Annotated in this window: 23 protein-coding genes and 1 tRNA gene; 17 read left to right on the top strand and 7 right to left on the bottom strand. The window is 42.6% G+C overall.

Features of this window, described 5'->3' with window-relative positions; all coding sequences use genetic code 11:
- Window positions 1-99: 99 nt before the first annotated feature.
- The 4 genes from L2717_RS06510 to L2717_RS06495 all read left to right on the top strand — a co-directional run bounded on the left by L2717_RS06510 (window position 100) and on the right by L2717_RS06495 (window position 3,000).
- On the top strand, window positions 100-774 hold the full coding sequence (locus L2717_RS06510; protein ID WP_220773793.1) for a Fe2+-dependent dioxygenase: 675 nt from the start codon (window positions 100-102) through the stop codon (window positions 772-774).
- Window positions 775-1,149: 375 nt separating this feature from the next.
- Complete coding sequence (gene dusA / locus L2717_RS06505) at window positions 1,150-2,154, top strand: tRNA dihydrouridine(20/20a) synthase DusA (RefSeq protein WP_220773794.1); 1,005 nt, start codon at window positions 1,150-1,152, stop codon at window positions 2,152-2,154.
- A gap of 206 nt (window positions 2,155-2,360) precedes the next feature.
- Window positions 2,361-2,651: a hypothetical protein gene (locus tag L2717_RS06500; protein ID WP_220773795.1), complete on the top strand. Its 291-nt coding sequence runs from the start codon at window positions 2,361-2,363 to the stop codon at window positions 2,649-2,651.
- Window positions 2,652-2,799: 148 nt separating this feature from the next.
- On the top strand, window positions 2,800-3,000 hold the full coding sequence (locus L2717_RS06495) for a PspC domain-containing protein (protein WP_220773796.1): 201 nt from the start codon (window positions 2,800-2,802) through the stop codon (window positions 2,998-3,000).
- A gap of 127 nt (window positions 3,001-3,127) precedes the next feature.
- On the opposite strand, the gene L2717_RS06490 is transcribed toward L2717_RS06495, so the two are convergent.
- Window positions 3,128-3,865, bottom strand: coding sequence for an enoyl-CoA hydratase (locus L2717_RS06490; RefSeq protein WP_220773797.1), 738 nt, complete (start codon window positions 3,863-3,865; stop codon window positions 3,128-3,130).
- A gap of 33 nt (window positions 3,866-3,898) precedes the next feature.
- Here L2717_RS06490 and L2717_RS06485 point away from each other — a divergent pair, with 33 nt between their 5' ends.
- From L2717_RS06485 to L2717_RS06475, 3 genes are read left to right on the top strand one after another with little or no spacing between them, the layout of a single operon-like run.
- A complete protein-coding gene (locus tag L2717_RS06485; RefSeq protein ID WP_220773807.1) occupies window positions 3,899-4,381 on the top strand; it encodes a copper chaperone PCu(A)C in 483 nt (160 codons plus the stop codon).
- A gap of 11 nt (window positions 4,382-4,392) precedes the next feature.
- The gene (locus L2717_RS06480) at window positions 4,393-5,361 is read left to right on the top strand and encodes a DUF2333 family protein (RefSeq protein WP_220773798.1); all 969 of its coding nucleotides are present in this window, start codon (window positions 4,393-4,395) and stop codon (window positions 5,359-5,361) included.
- 2 nt (window positions 5,362-5,363) lie between these two features.
- Window positions 5,364-6,101, top strand: a complete 738-nt coding sequence (locus L2717_RS06475) for a TIGR04219 family outer membrane beta-barrel protein (RefSeq protein ID WP_220773799.1) — start codon at window positions 5,364-5,366, stop codon at window positions 6,099-6,101.
- A gap of 100 nt (window positions 6,102-6,201) precedes the next feature.
- On the opposite strand, the gene tolC is transcribed toward L2717_RS06475, so the two are convergent.
- A complete protein-coding gene (gene tolC / locus L2717_RS06470) occupies window positions 6,202-7,509 on the bottom strand; it encodes an outer membrane channel protein TolC (protein ID WP_220773800.1) in 1,308 nt (435 codons plus the stop codon).
- Between the two features lie 241 nt (window positions 7,510-7,750).
- On the opposite strand from tolC, the gene nudF reads away from it, so the two are divergent.
- The 7 genes from nudF to parC are packed head-to-tail and all read left to right on the top strand — an operon-like array spanning window position 7,751 to window position 15,717.
- Complete coding sequence (nudF, locus tag L2717_RS06465) at window positions 7,751-8,353, top strand: ADP-ribose diphosphatase (RefSeq protein WP_220773801.1); 603 nt, start codon at window positions 7,751-7,753, stop codon at window positions 8,351-8,353.
- Window positions 8,354-8,365: 12 nt separating this feature from the next.
- Window positions 8,366-8,806, top strand: a complete 441-nt coding sequence (locus L2717_RS06460; RefSeq protein WP_220773802.1) for a DUF1249 domain-containing protein — start codon at window positions 8,366-8,368, stop codon at window positions 8,804-8,806.
- A gap of 15 nt (window positions 8,807-8,821) precedes the next feature.
- On the top strand, window positions 8,822-9,661 hold the full coding sequence (gene cpdA, locus L2717_RS06455) for a 3',5'-cyclic-AMP phosphodiesterase (protein ID WP_220773803.1): 840 nt from the start codon (window positions 8,822-8,824) through the stop codon (window positions 9,659-9,661).
- A 36-nt stretch (window positions 9,662-9,697) separates the two neighbouring features.
- Window positions 9,698-10,273 (top strand): YqiA/YcfP family alpha/beta fold hydrolase, encoded by a 576-nt coding sequence (locus L2717_RS06450; protein ID WP_220773804.1) that lies wholly within the window; start codon window positions 9,698-9,700, stop codon window positions 10,271-10,273.
- Window positions 10,274-10,328: 55 nt separating this feature from the next.
- Window positions 10,329-12,215: a DNA topoisomerase IV subunit B gene (parE, locus tag L2717_RS06445; RefSeq protein WP_076501247.1), complete on the top strand. Its 1,887-nt coding sequence runs from the start codon at window positions 10,329-10,331 to the stop codon at window positions 12,213-12,215.
- Between the two features lie 48 nt (window positions 12,216-12,263).
- Window positions 12,264-13,448: a PQQ-dependent sugar dehydrogenase gene (locus L2717_RS06440; protein ID WP_220773808.1), complete on the top strand. Its 1,185-nt coding sequence runs from the start codon at window positions 12,264-12,266 to the stop codon at window positions 13,446-13,448.
- Window positions 13,441-15,717 (top strand): DNA topoisomerase IV subunit A, encoded by a 2,277-nt coding sequence (gene parC, locus L2717_RS06435; protein ID WP_248938004.1) that lies wholly within the window; start codon window positions 13,441-13,443, stop codon window positions 15,715-15,717. Before L2717_RS06440 ends, parC begins: the two co-directional genes overlap by 8 nt.
- Window positions 15,718-15,924: 207 nt before the next feature.
- Here parC and L2717_RS06430 read toward each other — a convergent pair whose 3' ends face one another.
- Entirely contained in the window at window positions 15,925-17,016 is a 1,092-nt protein-coding gene (locus L2717_RS06430; protein WP_220773806.1) for a porin, read from the bottom strand.
- Window positions 17,017-17,931: 915 nt separating this feature from the next.
- Here L2717_RS06430 and tcdA point away from each other — a divergent pair.
- Both tcdA and L2717_RS06420 read left to right on the top strand, forming a co-directional pair.
- Window positions 17,932-18,741: a tRNA cyclic N6-threonylcarbamoyladenosine(37) synthase TcdA gene (gene tcdA / locus L2717_RS06425; RefSeq protein WP_220775177.1), complete on the top strand. Its 810-nt coding sequence runs from the start codon at window positions 17,932-17,934 to the stop codon at window positions 18,739-18,741.
- A gap of 355 nt (window positions 18,742-19,096) precedes the next feature.
- Complete coding sequence (locus tag L2717_RS06420) at window positions 19,097-19,708, top strand: superinfection exclusion B family protein (protein ID WP_220775153.1); 612 nt, start codon at window positions 19,097-19,099, stop codon at window positions 19,706-19,708.
- 126 nt (window positions 19,709-19,834) lie between these two features.
- Here the strand turns inward: L2717_RS06420 and L2717_RS06415 are convergent, their stop codons facing one another.
- Window positions 19,835-19,966 (bottom strand): DUF3149 domain-containing protein, encoded by a 132-nt coding sequence (locus L2717_RS06415; protein ID WP_220775154.1) that lies wholly within the window; start codon window positions 19,964-19,966, stop codon window positions 19,835-19,837.
- Window positions 19,967-20,661: 695 nt separating this feature from the next.
- Here L2717_RS06415 and L2717_RS06410 point away from each other — a divergent pair.
- A tRNA-Leu gene (locus L2717_RS06410) sits at window positions 20,662-20,746 on the top strand.
- A gap of 251 nt (window positions 20,747-20,997) precedes the next feature.
- On the opposite strand, the gene modC is transcribed toward L2717_RS06410, so the two are convergent.
- The 3 genes from modC to modA are packed head-to-tail and all read right to left on the bottom strand — an operon-like array spanning window position 20,998 to window position 23,621.
- Complete coding sequence (modC, locus tag L2717_RS06405; RefSeq protein ID WP_220773312.1) at window positions 20,998-22,083, bottom strand: molybdenum ABC transporter ATP-binding protein ModC; 1,086 nt, start codon at window positions 22,081-22,083, stop codon at window positions 20,998-21,000.
- Entirely contained in the window at window positions 22,077-22,799 is a 723-nt protein-coding gene (gene modB / locus L2717_RS06400) for a molybdate ABC transporter permease subunit (protein WP_220773313.1), read from the bottom strand. The genes modC and modB overlap by 7 nt, the downstream gene beginning before the upstream one ends.
- A gap of 30 nt (window positions 22,800-22,829) precedes the next feature.
- Entirely contained in the window at window positions 22,830-23,621 is a 792-nt protein-coding gene (modA, locus tag L2717_RS06395; RefSeq protein WP_220773314.1) for a molybdate ABC transporter substrate-binding protein, read from the bottom strand.
- Window positions 23,622-23,636: the final 15 nt, after the last annotated feature.

Genomic DNA, 23,636 nt, shown 5'->3' with positions numbered 1-23,636 from the left:
AATTGCGCTAATGTTATGGCAGCCTTCGGGCTGCCTTTTATGTTTATAATCCTTATAAATCATGTCAACCCGTGTGTTTTTGTATAATGGAATAATGAGATGCTTATTAAAATCCCTGATGTTTTTTCTAAACAAGAAGTCAGTCAATTACGTGAACAATTAGATGCCCGCCGTTGGATAGATGGCAACCAAACCTCAGGGGCGATGGCGAGCACGCGTAAGCGTAATCAACAGTTAGATAAGGACGATCCGGTTGCGGTAGTGATAGGTCAGCAAATCATGCAAAGGTTACTTGCTCATCCATTATTTGTCTCAGCAGCATTGCCATTGCAATTTTATCCGCCGTTATTTAATCGTTATCAAGGTGGTGAAACCTTTGGATATCATATTGATAATGCGATCCGTTCAACTGGCGAGGGTATGGTACGTACTGATCTTTCTGCGACATTATTCCTCAGTGAACCTGAGGATTACCAAGGGGGCGAATTAACGATTCAAGATACCTACGGGCAGCAAAGCATCAAGTTATCTGCGGGATCTTTAGTGCTTTATCCGTCCACCAGTTTGCACCAAGTGACTCCCGTGATATCCGGTGAGCGCGTAGCAGCGTTTATGTGGTTACAAAGTATGGTGCGCGACGAAGGCCAGCGCCGCTTACTGTTCCAGTTAGACCAATCTATTCAAACTTTGACCACTCAGCAGGCTGCAGAGCAAGAGTTATTTAATTTGAGCGGTGTTTACCACAATCTATTAAGACGTTGGAGTGAGTTATAAATATTTCTGTGAGCTGACTTCAACATCAAAGTGCGACTCTAGGCTCCATAGGGTGTAATTAATACACCTCATTCACTGAATATTTTGTTCCTTATTGTATTTCGCTCTGCCTAGCGCAGAGCTTAAACCGCTAAGATGCTGGATATCTTAAACCTCCCCCGAATAGGCTATTCGCGATATACTACAACACTGCCTAATGCGCTGGAACGAAACTGCAATAGCGGCTCTGTTCTACTGTTGTTATATTTTGATGGTCATCTAGTCATATTGAAACTTGAGAATGAATTCGCACTTTCTCAGGGATAATATGGACTTCGTAAGCCAAAAAGCGGTTGGAAACGGTTAATTATGTCCCTGAACGAAATAAATAGTAATATGTTGAAAAACAAGAATATTGACAACCTATCACTCGATCGCACCTTTTCCATAGCGCCCATGCTGGATTGGACAGATCGCCATTATCGTTATTTTGCGCGTTTGATGTCGGCTAATGCATTGTTATATACAGAAATGGTGACCACTGGGGCGATATTGCATGGTCGCGGTGATTATTTAGCGTATAACCAAGAAGAACATCCTTTGGCGTTGCAGTTAGGTGGCTCTAATCCTGTTGATTTGGCGCGCTGCGCTAAACTTGCGGCTGAGCGTGGCTATGATGAAGTGAATCTCAATGTCGGTTGCCCTTCTGATCGTGTGCAGAATGGCCGTTTTGGCGCTTGCTTGATGGCCGAACCTGAGTTGGTGGCGGAATGCGTTGATGCCATGAAGCAGGTCGTTGATATTCCCGTTACAGTTAAAACGCGTATTGGAATTGATGAGCAAGATAGTTACGAGTTTCTCACGCAGTTTATTGATGTTGTTAGCGCAAAAGGTTGTACGGATTTTACTATTCATGCACGTAAAGCTTGGCTTCAGGGACTAAGTCCGAAGGAGAATCGTGAGATCCCGCCGCTTGATTATGTGCGCGTATATCAACTTAAGCGTGATTATCCTGCGCTTAATATTGGTATTAATGGCGGTGTTACCACACTTGAGCAAGCGCAAACCCATTTGGCGCAACTTGATGGGGTGATGATGGGGCGTGAGGCCTACCAGAATCCCTATATTCTGGCGCAGGTGGATCAAATATTGTGTAGCAGCCAACAGGCGGTGATAAGCCGTGAAGATGTCATTGAGGCTATGTTGCCTTATATCGAAGCACATTTGCAGTCGGGTGGCCGGCTCAATCACATTACTCGGCATATGATTGGGTTATTCCAGGGTTTACCAGGTGCCCGTGCGTGGCGTCGTTATTTGAGTGAAAATGCCCATAAAAACGGTGCAGGCATTGAAGTGGTAAAACAAGCATTTCAAAATATTCAAGCTGAAACAGCTGTGTAGTTTTTCCTATATTAAAAGTGGTGAGATTTACTAAGTTGAATAGTATTTTTCACCACTTACATTTTATTAATCCATTCCTTTATCTCTCATCACTTACCTTTTGATTTTAATTTATTAAAAATCATATGCTTAATTTCAATCTTTAAGTTGGCATGCAGTTTGTAATACTCCTTTCGTCAAGTAAATTAATCGAAAGGGATGCCATCATGTTTACATTAACCATTAAAAAAACAGTACAAGTGAGTGTGTTACTCGGTGCGTTAGTTGGAAGCGTTGCAGTACAAGCAGAAGCTACACCAATGTCGGATGTTGCTGGAGCTATTGAACAAACATTAACCAAGCAAACACAAGAGTTACTCGTCAGCGCTAAGCGTGAGTTAGTGTTATCGCTACATACTCAGCTTGCAGAAACTATTTATGATTTTAATAGTCAACTTGGCTTAAATGCTGAACATAAAAGTGAGTTGGTGAGTGCTGATGAATATAGTGCTAATTAAGTGAACCGCAGATGTGGTTTGCCTGTAATGACTTTGCTGCTGTTATTTGTAATCAATCTTATGTTGTTTGCAGATGATGTTATTGATGGATTTCAGTGGCATAGAATGAGTGCTAGTAAATTAATGATTCACTGAGCCGAGGTGTTAGATGAAGCAAATTAAAATACGTCTGCAAAACCCCAAACGATTAGTATGTGGCGTTGCCGCTGATTTGGCATCAAAGTTTGGTTGGTCTTGCTTTTGGACTCGTATGGCGTGGGCAGGCGTGACGGTATTTATGCCAAGTGTGAGTTTGCTGATTTACTTTGTTTTAGCTTTGTTAGCTGAGCAATGGAGAAGACCGGTTTAAGCCTATTGAACGGACTTATATTTGATAAGTTAAATGGCTTGCAGTGGCTTTAAAATAAAAGTAAACGTTTAGCAACAAGAGGGCACTTTGACCCTCATGTGAAATGTATATGTACGTAGCTGACAGATTACTTTTTCAAAAAAGCCTGAAATCTGCTTTTAGCTTCATCACTTTTTAGCCTAGCGCTAAATTGTTCTAATTCTTGATGCATTTGGTGTTGTACGCGGTTCTTATGTGGACGCATGAGTTGACGGGTAATTTGCAGGGCTTGTGGTGGTTGCTTCGCCAGTTTTTTTGCCTGTGATAGCGCATAACTGAATAAGTCTTCATCAGCCACTATTTCGTTGATCATATTAAGTCTATGGGCTGTCTGGGCGTTAAAACTTTCACCGAGCAACAGCAGCTCTGCTGCTTTTTGATAACCAACAAGTTCAGGTAACAGTAAACTTGCCCCGGCTTCTGGCACGAGAGCTAAGTTGACAAACGGTAGCTGAAACTTGGCTGTACTATCTGCGTACACTAAATCGCAATGCAGTAGCACGGTTGTACCTATACCTACAGCAGCGCCAGAAACGGCAGCGACTAGCGGTTTTTTGAGTTCCAGTAGACAAAATAGAAAACGTACTGCCGGATGGTTTGGTCCTAAGTCACTATTTTTCAAAAAGTCTGCAATATCATTGCCTGAAGTAAAGCAATTATTTTTACCATATAACATAAAGGCACGAATGTCGTTGTCTGCTTCACCTTCGATCAGGTATTCTGTCAGTTGTTTATACATATTAAGATCAAATGCATTGCGTTTATCAGGGCGATTAAAGCTGATAATACGTACGCCCTGATCATCCTGGACCTGTATATGACTCATGGGTTGTTTCCTTTACGACGACATTGGGTAAACATGGAGTTTAAGACATTGAAACCAATATTCAAACAGCTGTTTAATTGTCTCATTTTATCTTGTGCATCATTCTCCGCATTGGCGAGTGTAGTGCTGACGGAAGGTCACGTACGTGCCATGCCAGATACTGTGCCAAATACAGCTGCCTACTTTACGCTTGAAAACCACACAGATAAAGCAGTTCGTCTTATTGCTGTGAGTTCCAATGTGGCTAAAGATGCTCAATTACACACGATAATTGAAGATCAAGGCATGGTAAAAATGCGCCATGTTGAAGGCTTTGATATTCCATCTCATGGTGCATTAACGTTAACTCCGTCTGGAGATCATGTCATGTTGCTTGGCTTAAAAGCGCCATTGGTGTTGGAGCAACAAGTTGAACTACAATTAGAGTTCGACGATGGCGAAAAAATGGTGATTACCTTGCCTGTAAGTAAACAAGCAGATATCGCCGCAGAGCAAGAGCATCATCACCATCATTAAGGAGTAGCTTGATGCAAATTACATGGAAAAAAGTTGCCGGTGTCGGTTTGTTTTTAGTGCTTATTGGCTATGGCGTGAGTGTATGGTGGAGTATCGAACCCGATCCTATCAATCCTCAACAGTTGACGGCTAGTGATAAAAATGTGGTCGGATATGCAACAACAACCTCACTCATTCTCACCATCGAAAACCTGCTTGATAAACAAGGCGGTTGGCTATCAAACGATGTGATGCCACCCTCTGTTTTTATGGATAATATGCCTGCTTTTGAGTATGGCGCATTAGAGCAAGCCCGTGATTTAGCCTTAATTATGCGTAAAGAGTTTAGTCGTTCGCAGTCACAATCTGCTGCCGATAAAGATTTAGGTGAAGCCCAATCTAAACTCAATATCGATCATACCAGCTGGCTAGTCCCGAGTGCTGAAAGCGAATATCGTCATGCGGTAAAATTGTTGAAGCTGTATCGCGTGCGAATGATGGACCCCAATAACCAAGATGCGCAGTTTTATGCCCGCGCCGACAACCTTAATGAATGGTTAAAAGAGGTGCAAAAGCGTCTAGGTAGTATGTCGCAGCGTTTATCTGCCAGTGTGGGGCAAGAGCGTTTAAACACTGACTTGGCTGGTGATAATGCCGCCCGTCAATCTACGCCGAACTTAGTCAGTCATCAAATCAAAACCAGTTGGTGGAAAATTGATGATGTTTTTTATGAAAGCCGTGGTGCCTCATGGGCGTTACTCAACTTTATGCGTGCTGTAGAAGTTGATTTTGCAGATGTATTGAAGAAGAAAAATGCTGAAGTAAGCCTAAGACAGATCATTCGTGAGCTAGAGGCAACTCAGCAAACGGTTTGGAGCCCCATAGTTCTCAACGGCAACGGTTTTGGCCTAGTCGCTAATCATTCATTAGTTATGGCTAACTATGTATCCCGTGCGAATGCCGCGGTGATTGATTTAACGAACTTACTATCTCAAGGTTAATTATGAAAAAGACTCTTCTCGTTAGTGCGATACTCGGATGTTGTATTGCAACGTCTGCCCAAGCGGCGACTGTACTTGGTTTTAAAGTGGGTGGAGATTATTGGTATGCTGATACTAATGGTACCTTTGCTGATAAAGGCCAACCGCAACAAGACGTTAATTATAACTCATCTGCACAGGGGAGTTATTGGGTTGCGCTTGAGCATCCTATTCCATTTATCCCTAATGTTAAAATTCGTGAAAATAGCTTAGATCAAAAAGGCGGCATTTCTAATGCTAACTTCAACTTTAATGGTTATGATTTTAAAACTAACGTGACCACTTATGCTGATCTGAGTAATACCGATTTTGTGCTGTATTATGAAATATTGGACAATGACATAGTGTCATTGGACCTAGGTGCTGCTTACAAATTAATGAATGGTTCATTTCGAGTGCAAGATGCAGGTCATCCAGAAGAGAAAGATATCGATAGTGGTATCATCATGGGTTACGCCAGCGGCGAAGTGGGTATTCCTGGCATAGGTTTGTTTGGTTTTGCAGATTTGATGGTTGGCGCTAGCGAGTCAAGTGTCTATGACTATGCAGTTGGTCTTGGCTGGGAATTTGACGGGGTGACCGTCGATACACGTGTTCGTGTGGGTTATCGTGAGTTTCTATTTGATGTGAGCAATTTCTCGGGTGTGAGTGCTGATACTACATTCAAGGGATACTTTGCTGGTGTAGAAATCGACTTCTAATCCTTTACGTTAGGGTTTAGACATAAAAAAACCGCTAATCGGCGGTTTTTTTATGTCTCAAAAATAAGTCTCAAAGCAAGCTTTAATATCGAGAGCGATATTACTCGGCTTTTAAACCATTATTGATAGCAATAACATCATCTTCATTCAATGTGCCAGCAGCTTGCTTTAGTGCCACAATCGAGTTGATATAACTGTAACGTGCATCTGATAATTGACGCTTTGAATCGTACAAGTCGCGGGTACGGTTTAATACGTCAACGATAGTACGAGTACCCACTTCAAAACCGGCTTGAGTGGCTTTTAACGCACTTTCTGATGACAATACTGATTGCTCATAAGCCTTGATTGAGCTTATCGATGCGCCGACGTTGTTGTAGTTATTGCGAACATCTTTCACTACACCACGGTAGACTTGTTCAAGTTTTTCACTCGCTTCTACATATTGAAATTGCGCCTGCTTAACTTGTGAACTGACTTTAAAACCTTCAAAAATCGGAATGCTTAAGTTAACGCCAACGTTAACATTATCGAAATCAGGATCGTTGATATTACCGGTTTTTTGTTCAAGCCCTTTGTTGTAACCCGCATTTAAGCTTAAAGATGGCATGTGGCCCGCTTGATATAGCTTAATGGTTTCTTGGGCAATATCTTTACCAATACGCTGAGTCATGAGATCTATGCTATTGGTTTCAGCGATTTTTAACCATTCACTCGATGATGCTGGCGCAGGTGTGACAGCCGAGAAACGATTAGTATCTAATACATTAATGGTCTTATGATCGATACCGGTGATTTCACGCAAGGCTTCATAGCTATTAGCCAGTCTGTTTTCAGCTAAAATTTCCGTCGCTGAGGCTAAGTCATATTGTGCTTGAGCTTCATGGACATCGGTAATGGCTGTTAAACCTACCGCGAAACGCTGTTTAGTTTGCTCTAATTGGCGTTCGATGGCGCGCTTTTCAGCACCTTGGAATTCATAATTATCTTTAGCCGTTAATACATCGAAATAGGCTTTAGTAATGCGCGTAATCAAGTTTTGTAGTGCTGATGCGTAAGCTGAATCCGCTTGAGATGCGGCTTTTTCAGCTAGGCTTAAACCTACCCAAGCACTGTGATCATAGATGACTTGATTTAATGTAAGACTACCGACTAGACCGCTGGTATCAACTTTTGGATCATTCCATGCTTTGTCATAACCGACGTTAGCACTAATGGTTGGCAACAAAGGTGCGCGATTTTGCTCGATTTCTTCAAACAAACCATTACGCTGAGCCTGAGCTTGTAATACCAGTGGATCGCTTGTCAGTGCTTGTTGATAAATTTGTAGTAAATCGTCAGCTTGTACCACTGAAGCAGAAGCCGCAAGCGTTAATGCTGCGCATAAAGTATGGATCTTAAATTTCATTTGCTGTCCTTATTAGACAAAATCCCCCCAAGGGAGAACATTTTAACTTTGTTTAGACTAGTAATGCCTTTATCAAGGCGGTTTGCGCTTCCCGACGCTTCCCGATACAGCTAAAACTTAATGACCTAGATTCTAAGAACTCTAACGCTTTCAAGTCAAATTCGAAGTGTAACAGATTTTATTTTAAAAATGTGTCAAATTACCTTGATTATAGGCGCAAATTTAATTTTGAGGATAGAGCATGAACCCCGCTATTTTTTCGCAAAAAGATATTGAGATCATAGGGAAAAAATCCTTGTATCAAGGTTTCTTTTCACTGGATGAGTACACCTTTAAACATAAATTATTTGCCGGTGGTTGGAGTCAGCCGGTAACCCGTGAAGTATTTGAGCGGGGTCATGCTGTTGTGGTGCTGCCCTATGATATTAAACAAGATAAGATAGTGCTTATCGAACAAGTACGCTTTCCTGCATTAGCAACCACTAAATCTCCTTGGCTTATGGAGCTCGTCGCGGGTATGATTGCGCCCGAAGAAACGGCTGTGGATGTTGCCCACCGCGAGCTATTCGAAGAAACTGGCCTTGTCGCTAACAGTATGCATTTTATTAATAGTTATTTGGCGAGCCCTGGTGGTAGCACAGAACGTTTCTATTTTTATTGGGCTGATATCGACTCGAGTAATGCCCGTGGATTGCATGGATTAGCTGAGGAGCATGAAGATATTCGATTGCATGTCATGAGCCGTGAGCAAGCCTATAATAGTATGCTTAACGGTGAGATAGACAATGCATCGACCGTGATTGGATTGCAATGGTTGCAATTAAACTATCAACAACTGCGTTAAGTTGGGAATAATTTGACAGCTTCGAATCTACAGTTAAAACAACGCTATAAACCCAACGTTAGCCACTTTCTTGCGCTATGCGGGCGTAACTATAGTCATATGTTGAAATGGTTACCGTTAGAGATTGCTGTCGGTGAATCATGGCGCCTCGAAGGCGAGTTTGGTATATTAGTGATGCGTATTTTAGAAAATACCAAATATACTCAATTAGTTGAGATATCACGCCCACTGGCTATTAGAGACTTTATCAATACTCCCAAGGTGTTAGTGAGAATTTATCATGATGCTAAATTAGCAGAAGTGTTAACTAGTCAGCAGATTTATCAATTACGCCCAGTGTATGATTACCCAAATGTCCGTATGTATCAAAGTGATGAAAAGTACCAGGTAAATGCATTCCTGGAAGAGTTATTAAAGATTGGTTACCAACATAGCGTAGTGTGCCAACCTTAGAATTGGGTATTCAATGTGCTGAAAGAGGCTGTCTCTTACTCCATAACTGAAGGAGAAAGTGTACGTATAGTGCAGATCACTGATCCGCACCTTTTTGCCGATCCTGAAGCTCAGCTTTTAGGCGTCAATACCGGAAAGAGTTTGGCAGCTGTGCTAAATACCATTAGAGCTGTGGATTATCCGGCTCATTTGATGCTCGCCACTGGCGACTTGAGCCAAGACTATTCCGCTGAATCCTACCAACAATTTGTAAAAGCTGTTACACCTGTTGATTTACCTTGTCATTATCTACCGGGGAATCATGACGATCCGCGGATCATGTATTTACATATGCAAGGTGAGCAGATCTTTGGCCAGCAACGTATTCTCGCAGGCAATTGGCAAATACTCATGTTGGATTCGACTGTGCGCGGCAAACCTGGCGGCAATATGGCCGATAGTCAGTTTGAATTAATTGACAAAGCTATTGCAGCGCATCCTCATCTGCACACTTTGCTGGTGATGCACCACAACCCCATAGTCGTTAATTGCACTTGGCTTGATCAGCACTGTATGGATAATGGTGCCGAATTTTTAGTGCGAGTAGCCCAATATCCGCAGGTTAAAGGATTACTCTGGGGGCATGTGCATCAATGTATCGATACCTATCACAAAGGGCCTCATGGCAATTTACAGTTGATGGCGACACCTTCCACGTGTATTCAATTTAAGCCATTATCACCGTATTTTGCTTTAGATAGCATCCAGCCAGGTTATCGTTTGCTGGAGTTAAAGGCCGATGGTAGCATCAATACTAAAGTGTATCGCGTACCTGGTAACCATTTTTCCCCCGACAACAACTCTAGCGGTTATTAAGTAGAATAGCCGCAGCCTGAGGATATTTGGGTATATATGCTGCTTTATATTCATGGATTTAATAGCTCGCCATTTTCAGACAAAGCCGTGATGACCGCTAAATATATGGCGCTGCATCACCCTAGTGTGACCTTTCATCAGCCACAATTGCTCAATACACCTCGGGCTGCAATGGCACTGTTAACGACTTATGTTGAGGCGGCAATTGATGCTAATGAACCATTAGCGTATATAGGTTCATCCTTAGGGGGGTATTTTGCTAGTTATTTAGCTGAAACCTATGGGGGGCGAGCTGTTTTGGTAAATCCCGCGGTAAAACCCTTTGAATTATTTGATGAATTTATGGGGCCACAATTTAATCCTTATACAAAACAACATTATGTCGTGTTACCGGAATATAAGGCGGAAGTTGCTGAATTTAATACGACTATTATCCACAATCCGGACCGATTTTTGGTATTATTGCAGACAGGTGATGAGGTGCTCGATTATCGTGAAGCACTTAATAAATATCATCACTGTCAATTACGAATTGAAGCAGGGGGCGATCATAGTTTTATGGGTTATGCATCGCACTTGCAAACTGTAAGCCAATTTTTACAGTTACCTTGACAAACCGACATCCACAGCCGCAACATGGCCGGATATATAACCTATAGCGTGCCCTATGACCAATCAATATACCTCTGACGCCATTGAAGTTCTCAACGGACTCGATCCTGTTAAACGCCGTCCAGGTATGTATACCGACACCTCCAGACCCAACCATTTAGGCCAAGAGGTTATCGATAACAGTGTTGATGAAGCATTAGCGGGCCATGCAACTAAAATTGAAGTCATTTTACATAGCGATAACTCCCTTGAAGTCACCGATGACGGCCGTGGTATGCCGGTGGATATTCACCCTGAAGAAGGTATTCCTGGGGTTGAGTTGATCCTCACCAAACTACATGCTGGTGGTAAGTTTTCCAATAAAAACTATCAATTCTCGGGTGGTTTACACGGCGTTGGTATTTCAGTCGTCAACGCATTATCGCGTCGTGTTGAAGTGACCGTTCGTCGTGATGGTCAAGTGTATGATATTGCTTTTGAAAATGGTTTTAAGGTTGAGGACTTACATCCCTCTGGCACCTGTGGTCGCCGTAATTCGGGTACTCGAGTGCATTTTTGGCCCGATCCGAGTTATTTTGATTCGGCGAATTTTTCTAATTCGAAACTGATTTATCTACTGCGCGCTAAAGCGGTATTGTGCCCAGGCTTGCGGATTAAGTTTACCAATAAGCAAACCAATGAAGTCCATGAATGGTTTTATGAAAGTGGCCTGACTGATTATTTAAAAGCTGCTATCGGCGATAATTTGATGTTGCCTGAAGAGCCCTTTGTTGGCAGCTTTAAAGCACAGTTGGAAGCCGCCGATTGGGCGATTACTTGGTTACCAGAGGGCGGCGAGTCAATCGGTGAGAGTTATGTTAACTTAATCCCCACGCCGCTTGGTGGTACCCATGTAAACGGTTTTCGCCAAGGTTTATTGGAATCTATGCGGGAATTTTGTGAGTTCAGAAACTTAATTCCCCGTGGCATCAAGCTCTCACCGGAAGACATCTGGGATCGAGCTGCATTTATTTTATCGGTGAAGATACAAGAACCACAATTTGCAGGCCAAACGAAAGAAAAGCTCTCTAGTCGTCAATGTGCCGCTTTTGTTTCTGGCGTTGTGCGCGATGCTTTTTCACTGTGGCTTAACTCGAATACCGAATTAGCTGAATCCTTAGCCGATATGTGCATTAATAATGCTCAGCGTCGGTTAAAGGCTGCCAAAAAAGTCGCCCGTAAAAAAGTAACCTCAGGCCCTGCGCTACCGGGTAAATTGACCGATTGCAGCGGCCAAGATCCGATGCGAGGAGAGTTATTTCTCGTTGAAGGGGACTCTGCGGGTGGTAGTGCTAAACAGGCTCGCGATCGTGAGTTTCAAGCAATCATGCCGCTGCGAGGCAAAATCCTCAATACTTGGGAAGTCGATGCCTCGCAGGTATTAGCTTCGCAGGAAGTGCACGATATTTCGGTTGCAATTGGGTGCGATCCAGATAGCAGTGATATCTCTGAATTACGTTATGGCAAGATTTGTATTCTTGCCGATGCCGACTCCGATGGACTGCATATCGCGACCTTACTATGTGCGCTATTTTTGAAGCATTACCGCATATTGGTTGAGCAGGGCCACGTGTATATTGCCATGCCACCACTGTTTCGTATCGATATCGGTAAAGAGGTTTATTATGCTCTGGATGAAGCAGAAAGAGCTGCAATTATAGATCGTATTGCTGCAGAGAATAAAAAAGGTAAGGTACAAGTTACCCGCTTTAAAGGCTTGGGCGAGATGAATCCGTTACAATTACGTGAGACAACGATGGATCCAAACACCCGTCGTTTAGTACAGTTAACCATAGATGATAACGAAGAGACCGATGCTTTGATGGATATGCTACTGGCGAAGAAGCGTTCACCAGACCGGAAAAACTGGCTTGAAGATAAGGGTGACATGGCTTTACTTTAATGTTGTGCACTATTGCCGATAACAATAAAACATAGGCATAAAATGACAATGTTGTATAAAAAAACTAATAATTATAGATGCTTAATCTTGCTCTCTAGTTGTTTGCTGGTATTGATAAGCAGCTCGTTATTGACGAGTAATAGCGCGATAGCGGCTTCTCAGTCGATAATGATAACCGTCTCTAAAGGCTTTGGTTTATCACTGTATGCCTCAGATGTGGGCGATGCTAGGCAGATGGCAATGGGTACCAATGGTACGTTATTTGTCGGTTCCAACAAGAGCGGCACTATTCACGCTTTAGTGGATAGTAATCAAGACGGCAATGTTGATAAACGCTACGTTATTGCTAAAGGTCTGACGTCACCAGATGCTATCGCATTTCACAATGGTGACTTATTTGTTGCTACTGAGAACCAAATTGTACGCTTTATTGATATCGAACAAAGGTTGCGTCGGCCAAGTCGGCCAAAAGAAGTTTATAGCGATTTACCTTACTCAGAAAAGAAGAGCTCTCGGGCGATTAACTTTGGTCCAGATGGACGTTTGTATGTATCGATTGGTGCGCCTTGTAACGTATGTGAAGCCCCAGTGCCTTATAGTAGCATTATAGCGATTAATGTCGATACTGGTGCCAGTGAGCAAATTGTTGCTGGTGTACGTGATGCCAGTGGATTTGATTGGTCGCCCATCGATGGCAAATTATGGTTTGCTGACCAAGGTCGTGATTGGATGGGCGATATTTTACCCCCCGACGAAATCAATCGTGTGGATGTCATTGGTAGTCATTACGGTTTTCCTTATTTACACGCCAGCACGGTTGTTGAACCCGCCTATGAAAAACCTAAAAGCTTAAAAATTACCGTCCCTGTATATGAGCTACCCGCACATGTCGCGCCAACAGGGTTAGCTTTCTATCGCGGCAGTCAATTTCCACCTATGTATCATAACCAGTTGTTTATTGCCGAAAATGGCTCTTGGAATCGCTCGAGTAAAGTGGGCTATCAAGTGGTTATGTTAAAGATTGAAGATCAAAAAGTGGTGAGCCGTGAAACGGTTGTCAGTTTCCTCGATGGTGAATTTCCCGTCGCTCGTCCCTTTGCATTGTTATCCGCCGATGATGGCGTGATGTACATTTCAGATGATTTAAAAGGTAACGTTTATCGTTTGTTCTTCAAAAATGAAACGAATAACGATAGCACTGAAGCACCACAGGAACTAGAAAACAATGAGTGACGCAATCAAGTTAAGTCTCGATGGGGTGGAGCAAATGCCATTACGGCGCTTCACCGAAGAGGCTTATCTGAATTATTCCATGTATGTCATTATGGACCGCGCTTTGCCACATATTGGCGATGGGCTTAAACCTGTACAGCGCCGAATTATCTATGCAATGAGTGAGTTAGGTTTATCGGCTCAATCGAAACATAAAAAATCGGCACGTACAGTTGGTGACGTATTAGGTAAGTATCATCCCCACGGCGATAGCGCCTGTTATGAGGCGATGGTATTGATGGCGCAGCCATTTTCTTATCGTTATCCATTGGTTGACGGTCAAGGTAACTGGGGGGCACCTGACGATCCAAAGTCATTTGCGGCCATGCGTTATACCGAGGCGCGCCTATCTAAGTTTTCTGAAGTGTTACTCAGTGAGTTGGGTCAAGGCACGGTTGAATGGGGCGAAAACTTTGACGGTACGTTAAAAGAACCTAAAGTGTTGCCAGCTCGTTTACCGCATATATTACTCAATGGGATCACGGGTATTGCCGTGGGTATGGCGACAGATATTCCGCCGCATAACGTCAGAGAAGTGGTCTCGGCCTGTGTTGCCTTGCTTGATGATCCAAAGCTTGAGCTCGAGCAATTAATGGCCTTTGTACCGGGCCCTGATTACCCAACTGAAGCGGAGATCATTACCCCCTCGGCCGATATTGCAAAAATTTATGAATCTGGGCGCGGGTCCTTGCGTGCGCGCGCAGTTTACACCGTTGATGGCGGTGAAATTATTATTACTGCATTGCCTCATCAAGCCAGTAGCGGCAAAATTTTAGAGCAAATCGCCAACCAAATGTTGGCAAAAAAGTTGCCTATGGTGGCGGATTTACGTGATGAATCTGACCATGAGAGTCCGGTGCGTCTGGTGGTGGTGCCCCGTTCAAACCGTGTCGATTGTGATCAGCTTATGGCGCATCTATTTGCGACGACGGATTTAGAAAAGAGTTTTAGAGTTAACTTAAACGTACTGGGTCTAGATGGTCGACCACGGGTTAAAGGGCTAAAAACCTTATTAACTGAATGGTTAGAATTTCGAGTCGATACGGTTAAGCGCCGTTTAGAATATCGCTTAGATAAGGTGGTTTCGCGGCTACATATTCTCGAAGCATTAATGATCGCGTTTCTCAATATTGATGAAGTGATTGAGATTATTCGTTTTCATGATGAACCTAAAGTCGAGTTAATGGCACGTTTTTCACTGAGTGATAAACAAGCTGAATCGATTCTTGAGTTAAAATTACGTCACTTAGCCAAGCTAGAAGAATTTAAAATCACCGCCGAGCAAAATGAACTTGAAGCCGAGCGTGAAAAGCTCGAGCAGCTATTGAGCTCTGAGCGTCGCCTAAAGACTTTAATCAAAAAAGAATTAATCCAAGATGCACAAACCTATGGTGACGATCGTCGCTCACCCATAGTACTGCGTAATGAGTCACGCGCCTTAACTGAGCAAGAGCTAACTCCGACAGAGGCCGTAACAGTCGTTTTATCTGAAAAAGGCTGGGTACGTTGTGCTAAAGGCCATGATATTGATCCGTTATCTCTGTCCTATAAGTCTGGTGACCAATATTTGTGCAGCGCCATGGGGCGTAGCAATCAAGCGGCGGTATTTATTGATTCGTCTGGACGGGCATTTGCAACCGACAGTCATACGTTGCCCTCTGCACGTAGCCAAGGCGAGCCAATTACCACTCGTTTTAATATGGCGCCTGGTGAAACCATGCAGCATGTGTTGATGGGGGAAGAGGACCAATGCTACTTGTTAGCAACTGATGCTGGTTATGGGTTTATTTGTTCATACAACGATATGGTATCGCGCAATAAAGCGGGTAAGGCTTTGCTCAGTTTATCTACAAACGCTAAATCATTAACACCTAAGTTGATTGATCGTACTAAAGAAATGTCACTTTTAGCCATTACCAACGAAGGTCGGATGTTGCTGTTCTCCCTTGATGCCCTGCCACAGTTATCTAAAGGTAAAGGCAATAAGATTATCGGCATCCCGACAGAAAGAGCGAAGAGTCGCGACGAGTTAATGACGCACTTGCAGCTCGTGCCAAGCGATACGCCCGTCACTCTGTGGGCGGGTAAGCGCAAGCTCACACTTAAGCCGAGCGATTTAGAGCACTATCGTGGCGAGCGTGGTCGCCGTGGGGCCAAGTTACCGCGAGGCTTACAACGTGTTGATAGCATTGAACTCGGTGACGGCGGTGAGCCATTAACGAGCATCTAATGCTTTGATGGATTAAAAGTGCTCAAGAGTGCGATGCACTAACCAGCAATATATCAATTCGTAATAGATTCGCTAAAGCCACCTGAGTCTTACTTCGGTGGCTTTTTTGTTTTTCATTATCGAATGTCAATCGCTAGTCAGATTCGAGATATAAAAAAACCTACTGTATGACTACAGTAGGTTTTTAATTATCTCTTTAGTCAGAGATTAGAAATCGTAACGTACGCCTACAGAGAATACGTTGTCATCTTGTAGATCAACTTTGTTACCAGCAACAACATGGTCACCGCGGTACATAGCGTATTGGCCGTATACCATAGTTGATTTAGCTAAACGGTAGTCAGCACCTACGTTGAAGTTTTGTACGTTGATATCAGTACCTGTCGTAATAATCGGTTTACCGTTAATATCTTTTCCTATGGTGTTTACGTTTTTGTAGTAGCTACCGAAGCCAGCATCATCAGCACCGTATTCTGCTTTCAGGTTTACACCGTTCAAATCATAAGATACGTTGACGTAGTAAGTATTACCATCGATATCATTATTTACAACATCTTCTGCGTTCTGGAATAAACCACCGACTTTGAATTGACCTAACTTTACTTGGCCAACTAAGCGATATGCATCAACACCTGCAATACCCTTGTTGTATGCAACAGCTGCATAATACATTTGTTCTTTAAATTTGCTATCACCTAACGTAGCGCTCAGAGCATATAAGCTTTCAGAGGTTTTAGCTGTTGTGTCATTATCGTCAAATTGATAGTTGGCATTTAATGTTACCAAGCCAGCAATTTTTGGTGAGTAATACCAAACACCATCTGCAGTACGAGTTTGAGCGCTGATTAAACGATCGATATCGGCGTTAGTATTACCGAAAATATCCACACCGCCTTCTGCTTGTTTAAATACGGTGTCGTTACGACCCACTAACACTGTACCTGCGTTAGTTTTTAAACCTAAAAAGGTGTTACGCGCTTTAAATACATCACCGGTAGTGGATGTATTTTCAACTTGGAATTCCATTTGATAAATAGCTTCAAAGCCATCAGCAATCTTTTCTGATCCTTTAACACCTAATAAAGAAAAGTTATTTTCTAAATAAGTGCCTGAATTGTTTTCATCGGCGTAGTTTTTTGTATCAACACCGTTAGTTCCGCCTTGTAGGGTGGCACCAGTTTCTGTATTGGTTAAAGCAAGCTCTAAACGACCATAGAAGCTTGGGCCTTCGGCTAGCGCACCGAATGAAGCCAATGCCAGTACAGATGCAACTGATGCAGAAATGAGTGTCTTTTTCATGTTTTGTGCTCCCTCGAACCTAAGTTCTTATCCATTTTTCATGGTTTTTGTGTGGTTTAACACATTTGCTACTTAATATTGGTAACAAAAGTTGTGGCCGAGTTTTACAGTTTTACGATTCTTTAGCTGTGGTACAGATCATGTTTTTGGCTATCCTTGCCTCTAATTAGGCTATTTCTAGGACATTTTTGCATATCTTGACGACAAATTTATCTAAAGAAGGTAAAACCGCTTTATTTACATAATACTTAAGTGGTAGGTGTGACTAAATAGTATTAAGCGGTACATCGGCGGAAATAACTGTAGCATATACTAATACTCTAGCAAATCAGTGATATCTGAGTAGGATTTATGGTTTAGAAGATGTTTTGAACTGCTAAAGCGGCTGAGTACACGTTTTTATCAAAAAAACCTTATGTTTTTATGCTTGATATCCATTTTAAATCAATATCTAACAATGTGAATCATTGTTGCTATAAAGCCGCGGCTTTATATAGTTTTGTATCGTATTTTATAAAAACGCATCTCGCGACCATAGACCATAGTCTTAGTATTTTAATATAGGTGCATAGCCAATAATGCTGTGGATTTTAAATGTTTCGCTATTTATCGCGGTGTTTGACACTCGTGGTGACCTTGTTACTGTGGTGAGTCATCAATGCTTATTGTGATGGATAAGACTAGTCACCCATTAATGCGCCTCAGACTTTTTGTGAGTTGATTTTCATCATTTGGGCACGGGTGTTGTTTTATATATTAGTTGGCAACATGGGTCGATGTGATTTCGATTTATGTCGAGATCGTTTAGAATCCACGGCATATTTTTAGTGTTGTTATTAAGTTGTCTTGGCGAGTGCCGACTCGGTGCTAAAGCAAGCGCTTCTGCTGTTATTGCGTAATATAAGGTAAGTATTTATGACTGAGGCCTATCAAAATCGATTTGGTGGAATTGGCCGTTTGTATGGACAAAAGGCACTGGCTAAATTTGCCATATCCCATGTGGTGGTGATTGGTATCGGTGGCGTAGGTACTTGGGCGGCAGAAGCCTTAGCGCGTAGCGGCATAGGCCAGATTAGCTTGGTGGACTTAGATGATATTTGTGTGACAAATACCAATCGGCAAATTCATGCGCTGAGTTCCACCATAGGGCATTCTAAAGTGGCTGTGATGGCGCACCGCATCCGCGAAATAAACCCTGAATGCCAAGTGAATGAGATTGAAGATTTTATTACATTAGACAATTTAGGCGAGTATTTACTCGGGGCTAAAGCAGGCGGCAACATTGATTATGTCGTTGACTGTATTGATGCGGTAAAGCAAAAGGCTGCGTTAATTGCTTGGTGTAAGCGTCAAAAAATTAAGATTGTGACAGTGGGCGGCGCGGGTGGACAGACAGATCCCACTCAAATTCAGTTAACCGATCTCGCCAAAACCTATCAAGATCCTTTGTTGGCCAAAGTACGCAATATTTTGCGCCGCGAATATAACTTCTCTAAAAATGTACAACGCCGATTTGCTATCGATGCGGTTTTTTCCAGTGAACAGTTAGTTTATCCGCAAGCCGATGGTTCAGTCTGTGGTACGAAAGCGGCGGCCGATGGCAGTATGAGAATGGATTGTGCTTCAGGCTTTGGGGCCGTGACTATGGTGACGGGCACATTTGGGTTTGTGGCTGCAAGTCGAGTGCTAGCGCGATTGGCGCAACAGGCACAAGATGCTGTTTAAGTAATTAATGCTATTTTTTTTATTTTTTAAATTCAATTCATTATGTTCTTAGCGTTCGTTTTATTAAAGTGAGTAGGCGTTGATGTTGTGAAGGTAAACATCAACTCCAATTCAATGTGAATAAATGGCTCTTCAATGTGTCTATAAATGGATGTTGGCCGAGTCGCAAAAGAATATCAACATCTTCCTTCATGTCTAATACCCATCACCGCAGGCAATAAGCACTATTACAGTTCGAACAAGGCATAAAAGTGTGCTTTATTAACGAATAAAATCAGTAAAATAGAGTCTCATTTATGGCACTAAATTTGCTTAATGGTCGATAAGTTCAATTTTTTGTCGCGGGGATAATATTATGTTCAAACTCAAACTGGATCCTGTTAAGGCTTTTAGCCCGAAAAAAATCATGTTTAGAGTCATGTTGTGGCTTATGGTGAGTTGTTCAGTTTTATTGCTTACGCCCCCCCAATTACTGGCTAAGATAGCCCTAGACCCGTTTGTAGCAGAGCATGCCGAGTTTGTGGGTTTAGGCTTAATCGTGTCTATTGCTTATTTTTTGAGTCAGTTGATCAATTTAGGTTTAGATGAGTCAATTCGCCATTTAAGTGATAAGCGAGTTATTGAGACTATCGAATCTAAAGTTAATTTACTTGATCCTGCTGAGCGGGCGTTGGTGCGAGAGTTTTTTCTACAAGGTGCCACTATTTTGACTTTGCCGCAAAATGAAACTGCAGTAAAAAGTTTAGTGAATGCCTGTATTTTAGAAAAGCTAGGTAATGAGCGCCATTATGCGATTCAGGGGCCAACCGCAGATTATAAGATTGCCATGAAAGCGCGTATGTATCTCAACCGTGATGTGCTGCGTTTGCCTGCGGGAGAGCCAAGCCAAGAAGAGATGCAGTCATTAATTAAAGCACGTCCGCAATTTTTAAATGGTCTGGTACAAAATAGAAAACACACCGCATAGGCGAGTTCGATGCGATGATGACATTTGATGATTAGAATTACGCAGAACAAAAAATAAAAAGTGGGGGTTAATAAACCCCCAAAGTTGTGCATTTATACAAGAGCATGAAGAACAACTGGAGCAAAACTATGGTTTTGGTGCCGACTTCGCAATAAACATCCAAGTGATATAAGCCATTATCCCTATAGTGCAAAAGATAACGATCATTGAAAGTAAGCCTATCGGGTTACCAAACATCAGATCTAACCAAAATGCCATGACTGAAATCCTGTTTCCTGTGAAGTCTTCTCTAAATTAGCTGGATTTAATGGGGTAAATACTGATCTCGATCAATAAAAAATCGACATCAGAGACCGAAAGCATCACTGTTAATTAACTCTGTGATCGTGGTCATATTCTGCTTGCACTTAATCTTACTGAGTTCAAACTTCTCTATGTGTTGTAGGTGCGTCTTGGTAAAAGTTCTGCTGCTCAATTGCTAGGCTTAAATCTTGATTTAATGGCAGACTCAAATCATGCAATGAAATCGATATTTTTTATGCGCGATGCTATTGTTTGGCGCTTGTGGTGTGAGGATAGTGGTTCTGTGCTGAGAATTTGATCAGTAAAGGTGGCTATATCTGAAGATGAATAACCAGAGTTAGCGCTATTGATTATTCTATCTAGGCTGAACAACCCTCTAACGCCTTATTTTTGAGCGGTTAAATATAATTTATATTAAAGACGCGGCAAAAGACTTGCCATTGTCATCGGCAAAGGTATAATCCACACCACTTAGAAAGCTTGGTTTTTGACTGGCTATAAGTGCATGTTTGATATGGCAGTCTTGGTAAATCAGTAGATAAAAAGATTTAAATTACATCGTTTTATGTGAATTTTTTTAGATTAAGTTTTGCAAAGTTATTTAGCGTGATTAGATTACTTTACAAAGCTAATACAGCTGTTAAGTTTTTGCCTGAGTGATGAAATTGGTATACATGGGGGATTCAAAATCCCCTGTCGCAAGACGTGTCGGTTCGAGTCCGACCTCAGGTACCATTATTTAAAGCCCTGTTTCTTAATTGAACTGGGCTTTTTTTATAGCTGAAATTCAATCCTTTCCTATCTCTTGCCTTGTCAGTAAACGTCAGCACTGGCGTGGTTTTGAATCAAATGTCAGAGTTAATTTGTTATCTGCAATAAACCACTACACAGTTCGATTCTGTCTACTGGTACTAAATCCTTCTGATGAAGACAAAAACCGACTTAGAGTCGTTTTGTTTGTATCTAAAATTTGGATTAAAGTGGATTTAGTGGGATTCGGCGATATCCATTTGTGTCATGGTTACGCCTTTGATTTGAGCATAAATCGCTTTACCTTGAGTGAGTTGCAGTTCATGGCAAGCCCATGGGGTAATGTTAGCCCAGAGTTCATCGCGGCCTAGTGCGATTTTTAATTGAACTTGCTCCCCATTATCGCTTGTATATACCTCTTTAATTTCACCTTTCAATAAGTTACGGATACTCGACCCCCTTGGGATCTCGGTGCAAACTGAAACATGATTTGCCTGAATACGTACTTTGAGTTTTTTTTCTGTTGCAGCAAGATGGCCGCTAACCCACAGATGATTACCATCATCCATCACTAAACGTGTCATGGGATAATCGGGATGCCTATCGGCAACCTTAGCGCTGAGCAGTGAGCTTAATTCCTGCATTGGCACCCAAGGACGCATTTGCTCACTATTCCACACCTCGCTGAGTGCGCCTTGAGCAATCACGTTTCCTTGGTGTAACACCAGCATATAATCGGCCAGTTGCAAAATCTCATCAAGGCTGTGGCTCACGTACATAATTGGCAGTGCTAACTCCTGCGATAACGTTTGCAAGTAAGGCAGTAATTCGCGTTTGCGGGGTAAATCGAGTGAGGCTAAGGGCTCATCCATTAACAACATATCGGGTGATGTCAGCAGTGCACGGCCAATTGCGACGCGCTGTTTTTCCCCGCCAGATAGCGTAATGGGGTAACGGCTTAAGAGTTTTTCGATACCAAGCAGTTGCACAACTTTATTAAATAATACTGGGTTGTCTTGGCGTACACCATAGTTGAGATTGCCCTTAACGCTGTAGTGCGGAAAGAGTCTGGCCTCTTGAAATACATAACCTATGTTACGTTTTTCTGGCGGAAGATTAACTTTTCCTTGTTGGTATAGCAGTTTATCACCCAAACGAATCTCACCCTTATCAGGGGTAGAAAGGCCGCCGAGCAGATTTACCAGCGAGGTTTTACCTGCGCCTGAACGTCCAAAAACAGCGGTAATTCCCTGTAAGGGTAATTGCGTGTCTACTTTTAGTTGTAATTGACCGAGTCGTTTTTCAATATTGATGCTTAACATGCACTTGCGGTCCTCTGTAAGGCTTTTTGAGTTAGCCATTGCGAGGCGAGTAAAGAGGCTAAGGCGATAATTATCGAGATAATGCATAAACGCATTGCTTCATACTCAGCGCCAGGGGTTTCAATAAAAGAGTACATTGCCAGTGGAATAGTACGGGTTTCGCCGGGAATATTAGATACGAAAGTAATGGTAGAACCAAACTCTCCTAAGCTACGGGCAAAGGCGATAATCATGCCCGAAACAATCCCGGGAGACGTGAGTGGCAATGTGATGGTCAGAAATACTCGCCATCGACTGCTGCCTAAAGTACGCGCGGCCTGCTCAAGTCGAATATCAACCGTTTCAAAGGATTGGCGTATAGCTCTCACCATCAGTGGAAAAGATACTATGGCAGAGGCTAATGCTGCACCGCGCCAACTAAAGCTAAAGCTGATGCCAAACCAGTCAAATAACCATTGGCCAATAAATCCTTTACGTCCCATGCTGATGAGCAACAGATAACCCACTACCACGGGTGGCAACACCAGTGGTAGGTGGAGAATACTGTCGAAGATGGCTTTACCGGGAAACTCCACCCTAGCTAGTAACCAAGCGCATAAAATGCCCAGAGGTAAACTGGCAATAACGGCAATGGACGAAACCTTTAAACTAAGCAGCAGTGCGGCAATTTCATAGTCGCTTAAAAGAAATCTATTTAACACAGAGCCGCTTAACACAGAGCTATCTAAGAAAAAGTCACTCAGCACTTAGTTAACCCCAAAGCCATATTTTTCAAACACGTTTTTTGCGCTTGTGCCCTGTAAATACTCATTGAAAGCTTTAGCACTCGCTGTTGATTCTTGTTTGACTAAAGCAATAGGATATTCGATAGGGCTGTAGCTGGTGGCGGGAAAAGTCGCGACAATTTTAACTTTTTGGGTCACTTTAGCATCGGTTGCATACACTATACCAAATGGCGCTTCACCCTGTTCAACTAAGGCTAGTGCTGCACGGACGTTATTGGCGCGGGCGAGTAACGGTTCGGCTGTTTTCCACAGATTGAGGCTTTCTAATGCTTGTTTAGCATATTGGCCCGCAGGTACGTGGTCAGGATCGCCAACGGCCATACGATTGCCCTGCAATGCGGCTTTAATATCCCAATCGCTATTGAGCGTGACTTCGGTGATTGGGCTATCTTTTTCAGCAATCAGCACCAATGTATTTTTCAATAAGGTTTTGCGGCTACTTACATCAACGGCTTTGGCCTCGATGAGATAGTCCATCCATTTTTGGTTTGCTGAAATAAACAAATCGGCAGGCGCACCATTGGTCACTTGTTTTGCTAGCGTTGACGAAGAAGCGAAGGAAAAGATCACCTTAGTCTTGTGCTCTTTTTCATATTGTTGGCCAATCTCATTAAGCGCATTTGTGAGTGACGCTGCTGCAAAGACAGTGACTTGTTCGTTATCTGCTGCAAAACTAGGACTGCATATCAGCGCCATACCAAAGATAGAAGCTGTGGTAAAACGCAAAAACTGTTTTAGCTGAGTTGATTTCATTGTGTTGCTCCATAA

Source organism: Shewanella glacialipiscicola, assembly GCF_023283485.1.
GTDB lineage: Bacteria > Pseudomonadota > Gammaproteobacteria > Enterobacterales > Shewanellaceae > Shewanella > Shewanella glacialipiscicola.
Note: the sequence above shows the minus strand (reverse complement) of the source record. Positions and strands in the feature narration are given on the sequence as shown.

Excerpts from the sequence above, each read along its gene's own strand:
- L2717_RS06510 (WP_220773793.1), top strand. The coding sequence starts at position 100 with ATGCTTATTAAAATCCCTGATGTTTTTTCTAAACAAGAAGTCAGTCAA.
- dusA (WP_220773794.1), top strand. The coding sequence starts at position 1,150 with ATGTTGAAAAACAAGAATATTGACAACCTATCACTCGATCGCACCTTT.
- L2717_RS06500 (WP_220773795.1), top strand. The coding sequence starts at position 2,361 with ATGTTTACATTAACCATTAAAAAAACAGTACAAGTGAGTGTGTTACTC.
- L2717_RS06495 (WP_220773796.1), top strand. The coding sequence starts at position 2,800 with ATGAAGCAAATTAAAATACGTCTGCAAAACCCCAAACGATTAGTATGT.
- L2717_RS06490 (WP_220773797.1), bottom strand. The coding sequence starts at position 3,865 with ATGAGTCATATACAGGTCCAGGATGATCAGGGCGTACGTATTATCAGC.
- L2717_RS06485 (WP_220773807.1), top strand. The coding sequence starts at position 3,899 with ATGGAGTTTAAGACATTGAAACCAATATTCAAACAGCTGTTTAATTGT.
- L2717_RS06480 (WP_220773798.1), top strand. The coding sequence starts at position 4,393 with ATGCAAATTACATGGAAAAAAGTTGCCGGTGTCGGTTTGTTTTTAGTG.
- L2717_RS06475 (WP_220773799.1), top strand. The coding sequence starts at position 5,364 with ATGAAAAAGACTCTTCTCGTTAGTGCGATACTCGGATGTTGTATTGCA.
- tolC (WP_220773800.1), bottom strand. The coding sequence starts at position 7,509 with ATGAAATTTAAGATCCATACTTTATGCGCAGCATTAACGCTTGCGGCT.
- nudF (WP_220773801.1), top strand. The coding sequence starts at position 7,751 with ATGAACCCCGCTATTTTTTCGCAAAAAGATATTGAGATCATAGGGAAA.
- L2717_RS06450 (WP_220773804.1), top strand. The coding sequence starts at position 9,698 with ATGCTGCTTTATATTCATGGATTTAATAGCTCGCCATTTTCAGACAAA.
- parE (WP_076501247.1), top strand. The coding sequence starts at position 10,329 with ATGACCAATCAATATACCTCTGACGCCATTGAAGTTCTCAACGGACTC.
- L2717_RS06440 (WP_220773808.1), top strand. The coding sequence starts at position 12,264 with ATGTTGTATAAAAAAACTAATAATTATAGATGCTTAATCTTGCTCTCT.
- parC (WP_248938004.1), top strand. The coding sequence starts at position 13,441 with ATGAGTGACGCAATCAAGTTAAGTCTCGATGGGGTGGAGCAAATGCCA.
- L2717_RS06430 (WP_220773806.1), bottom strand. The coding sequence starts at position 17,016 with ATGAAAAAGACACTCATTTCTGCATCAGTTGCATCTGTACTGGCATTG.
- tcdA (WP_220775177.1), top strand. The coding sequence starts at position 17,932 with ATGACTGAGGCCTATCAAAATCGATTTGGTGGAATTGGCCGTTTGTAT.
- L2717_RS06420 (WP_220775153.1), top strand. The coding sequence starts at position 19,097 with ATGTTCAAACTCAAACTGGATCCTGTTAAGGCTTTTAGCCCGAAAAAA.
- L2717_RS06415 (WP_220775154.1), bottom strand. The coding sequence starts at position 19,966 with ATGGCATTTTGGTTAGATCTGATGTTTGGTAACCCGATAGGCTTACTT.
- modC (WP_220773312.1), bottom strand. The coding sequence starts at position 22,083 with ATGTTAAGCATCAATATTGAAAAACGACTCGGTCAATTACAACTAAAA.
- modA (WP_220773314.1), bottom strand. The coding sequence starts at position 23,621 with ATGAAATCAACTCAGCTAAAACAGTTTTTGCGTTTTACCACAGCTTCT.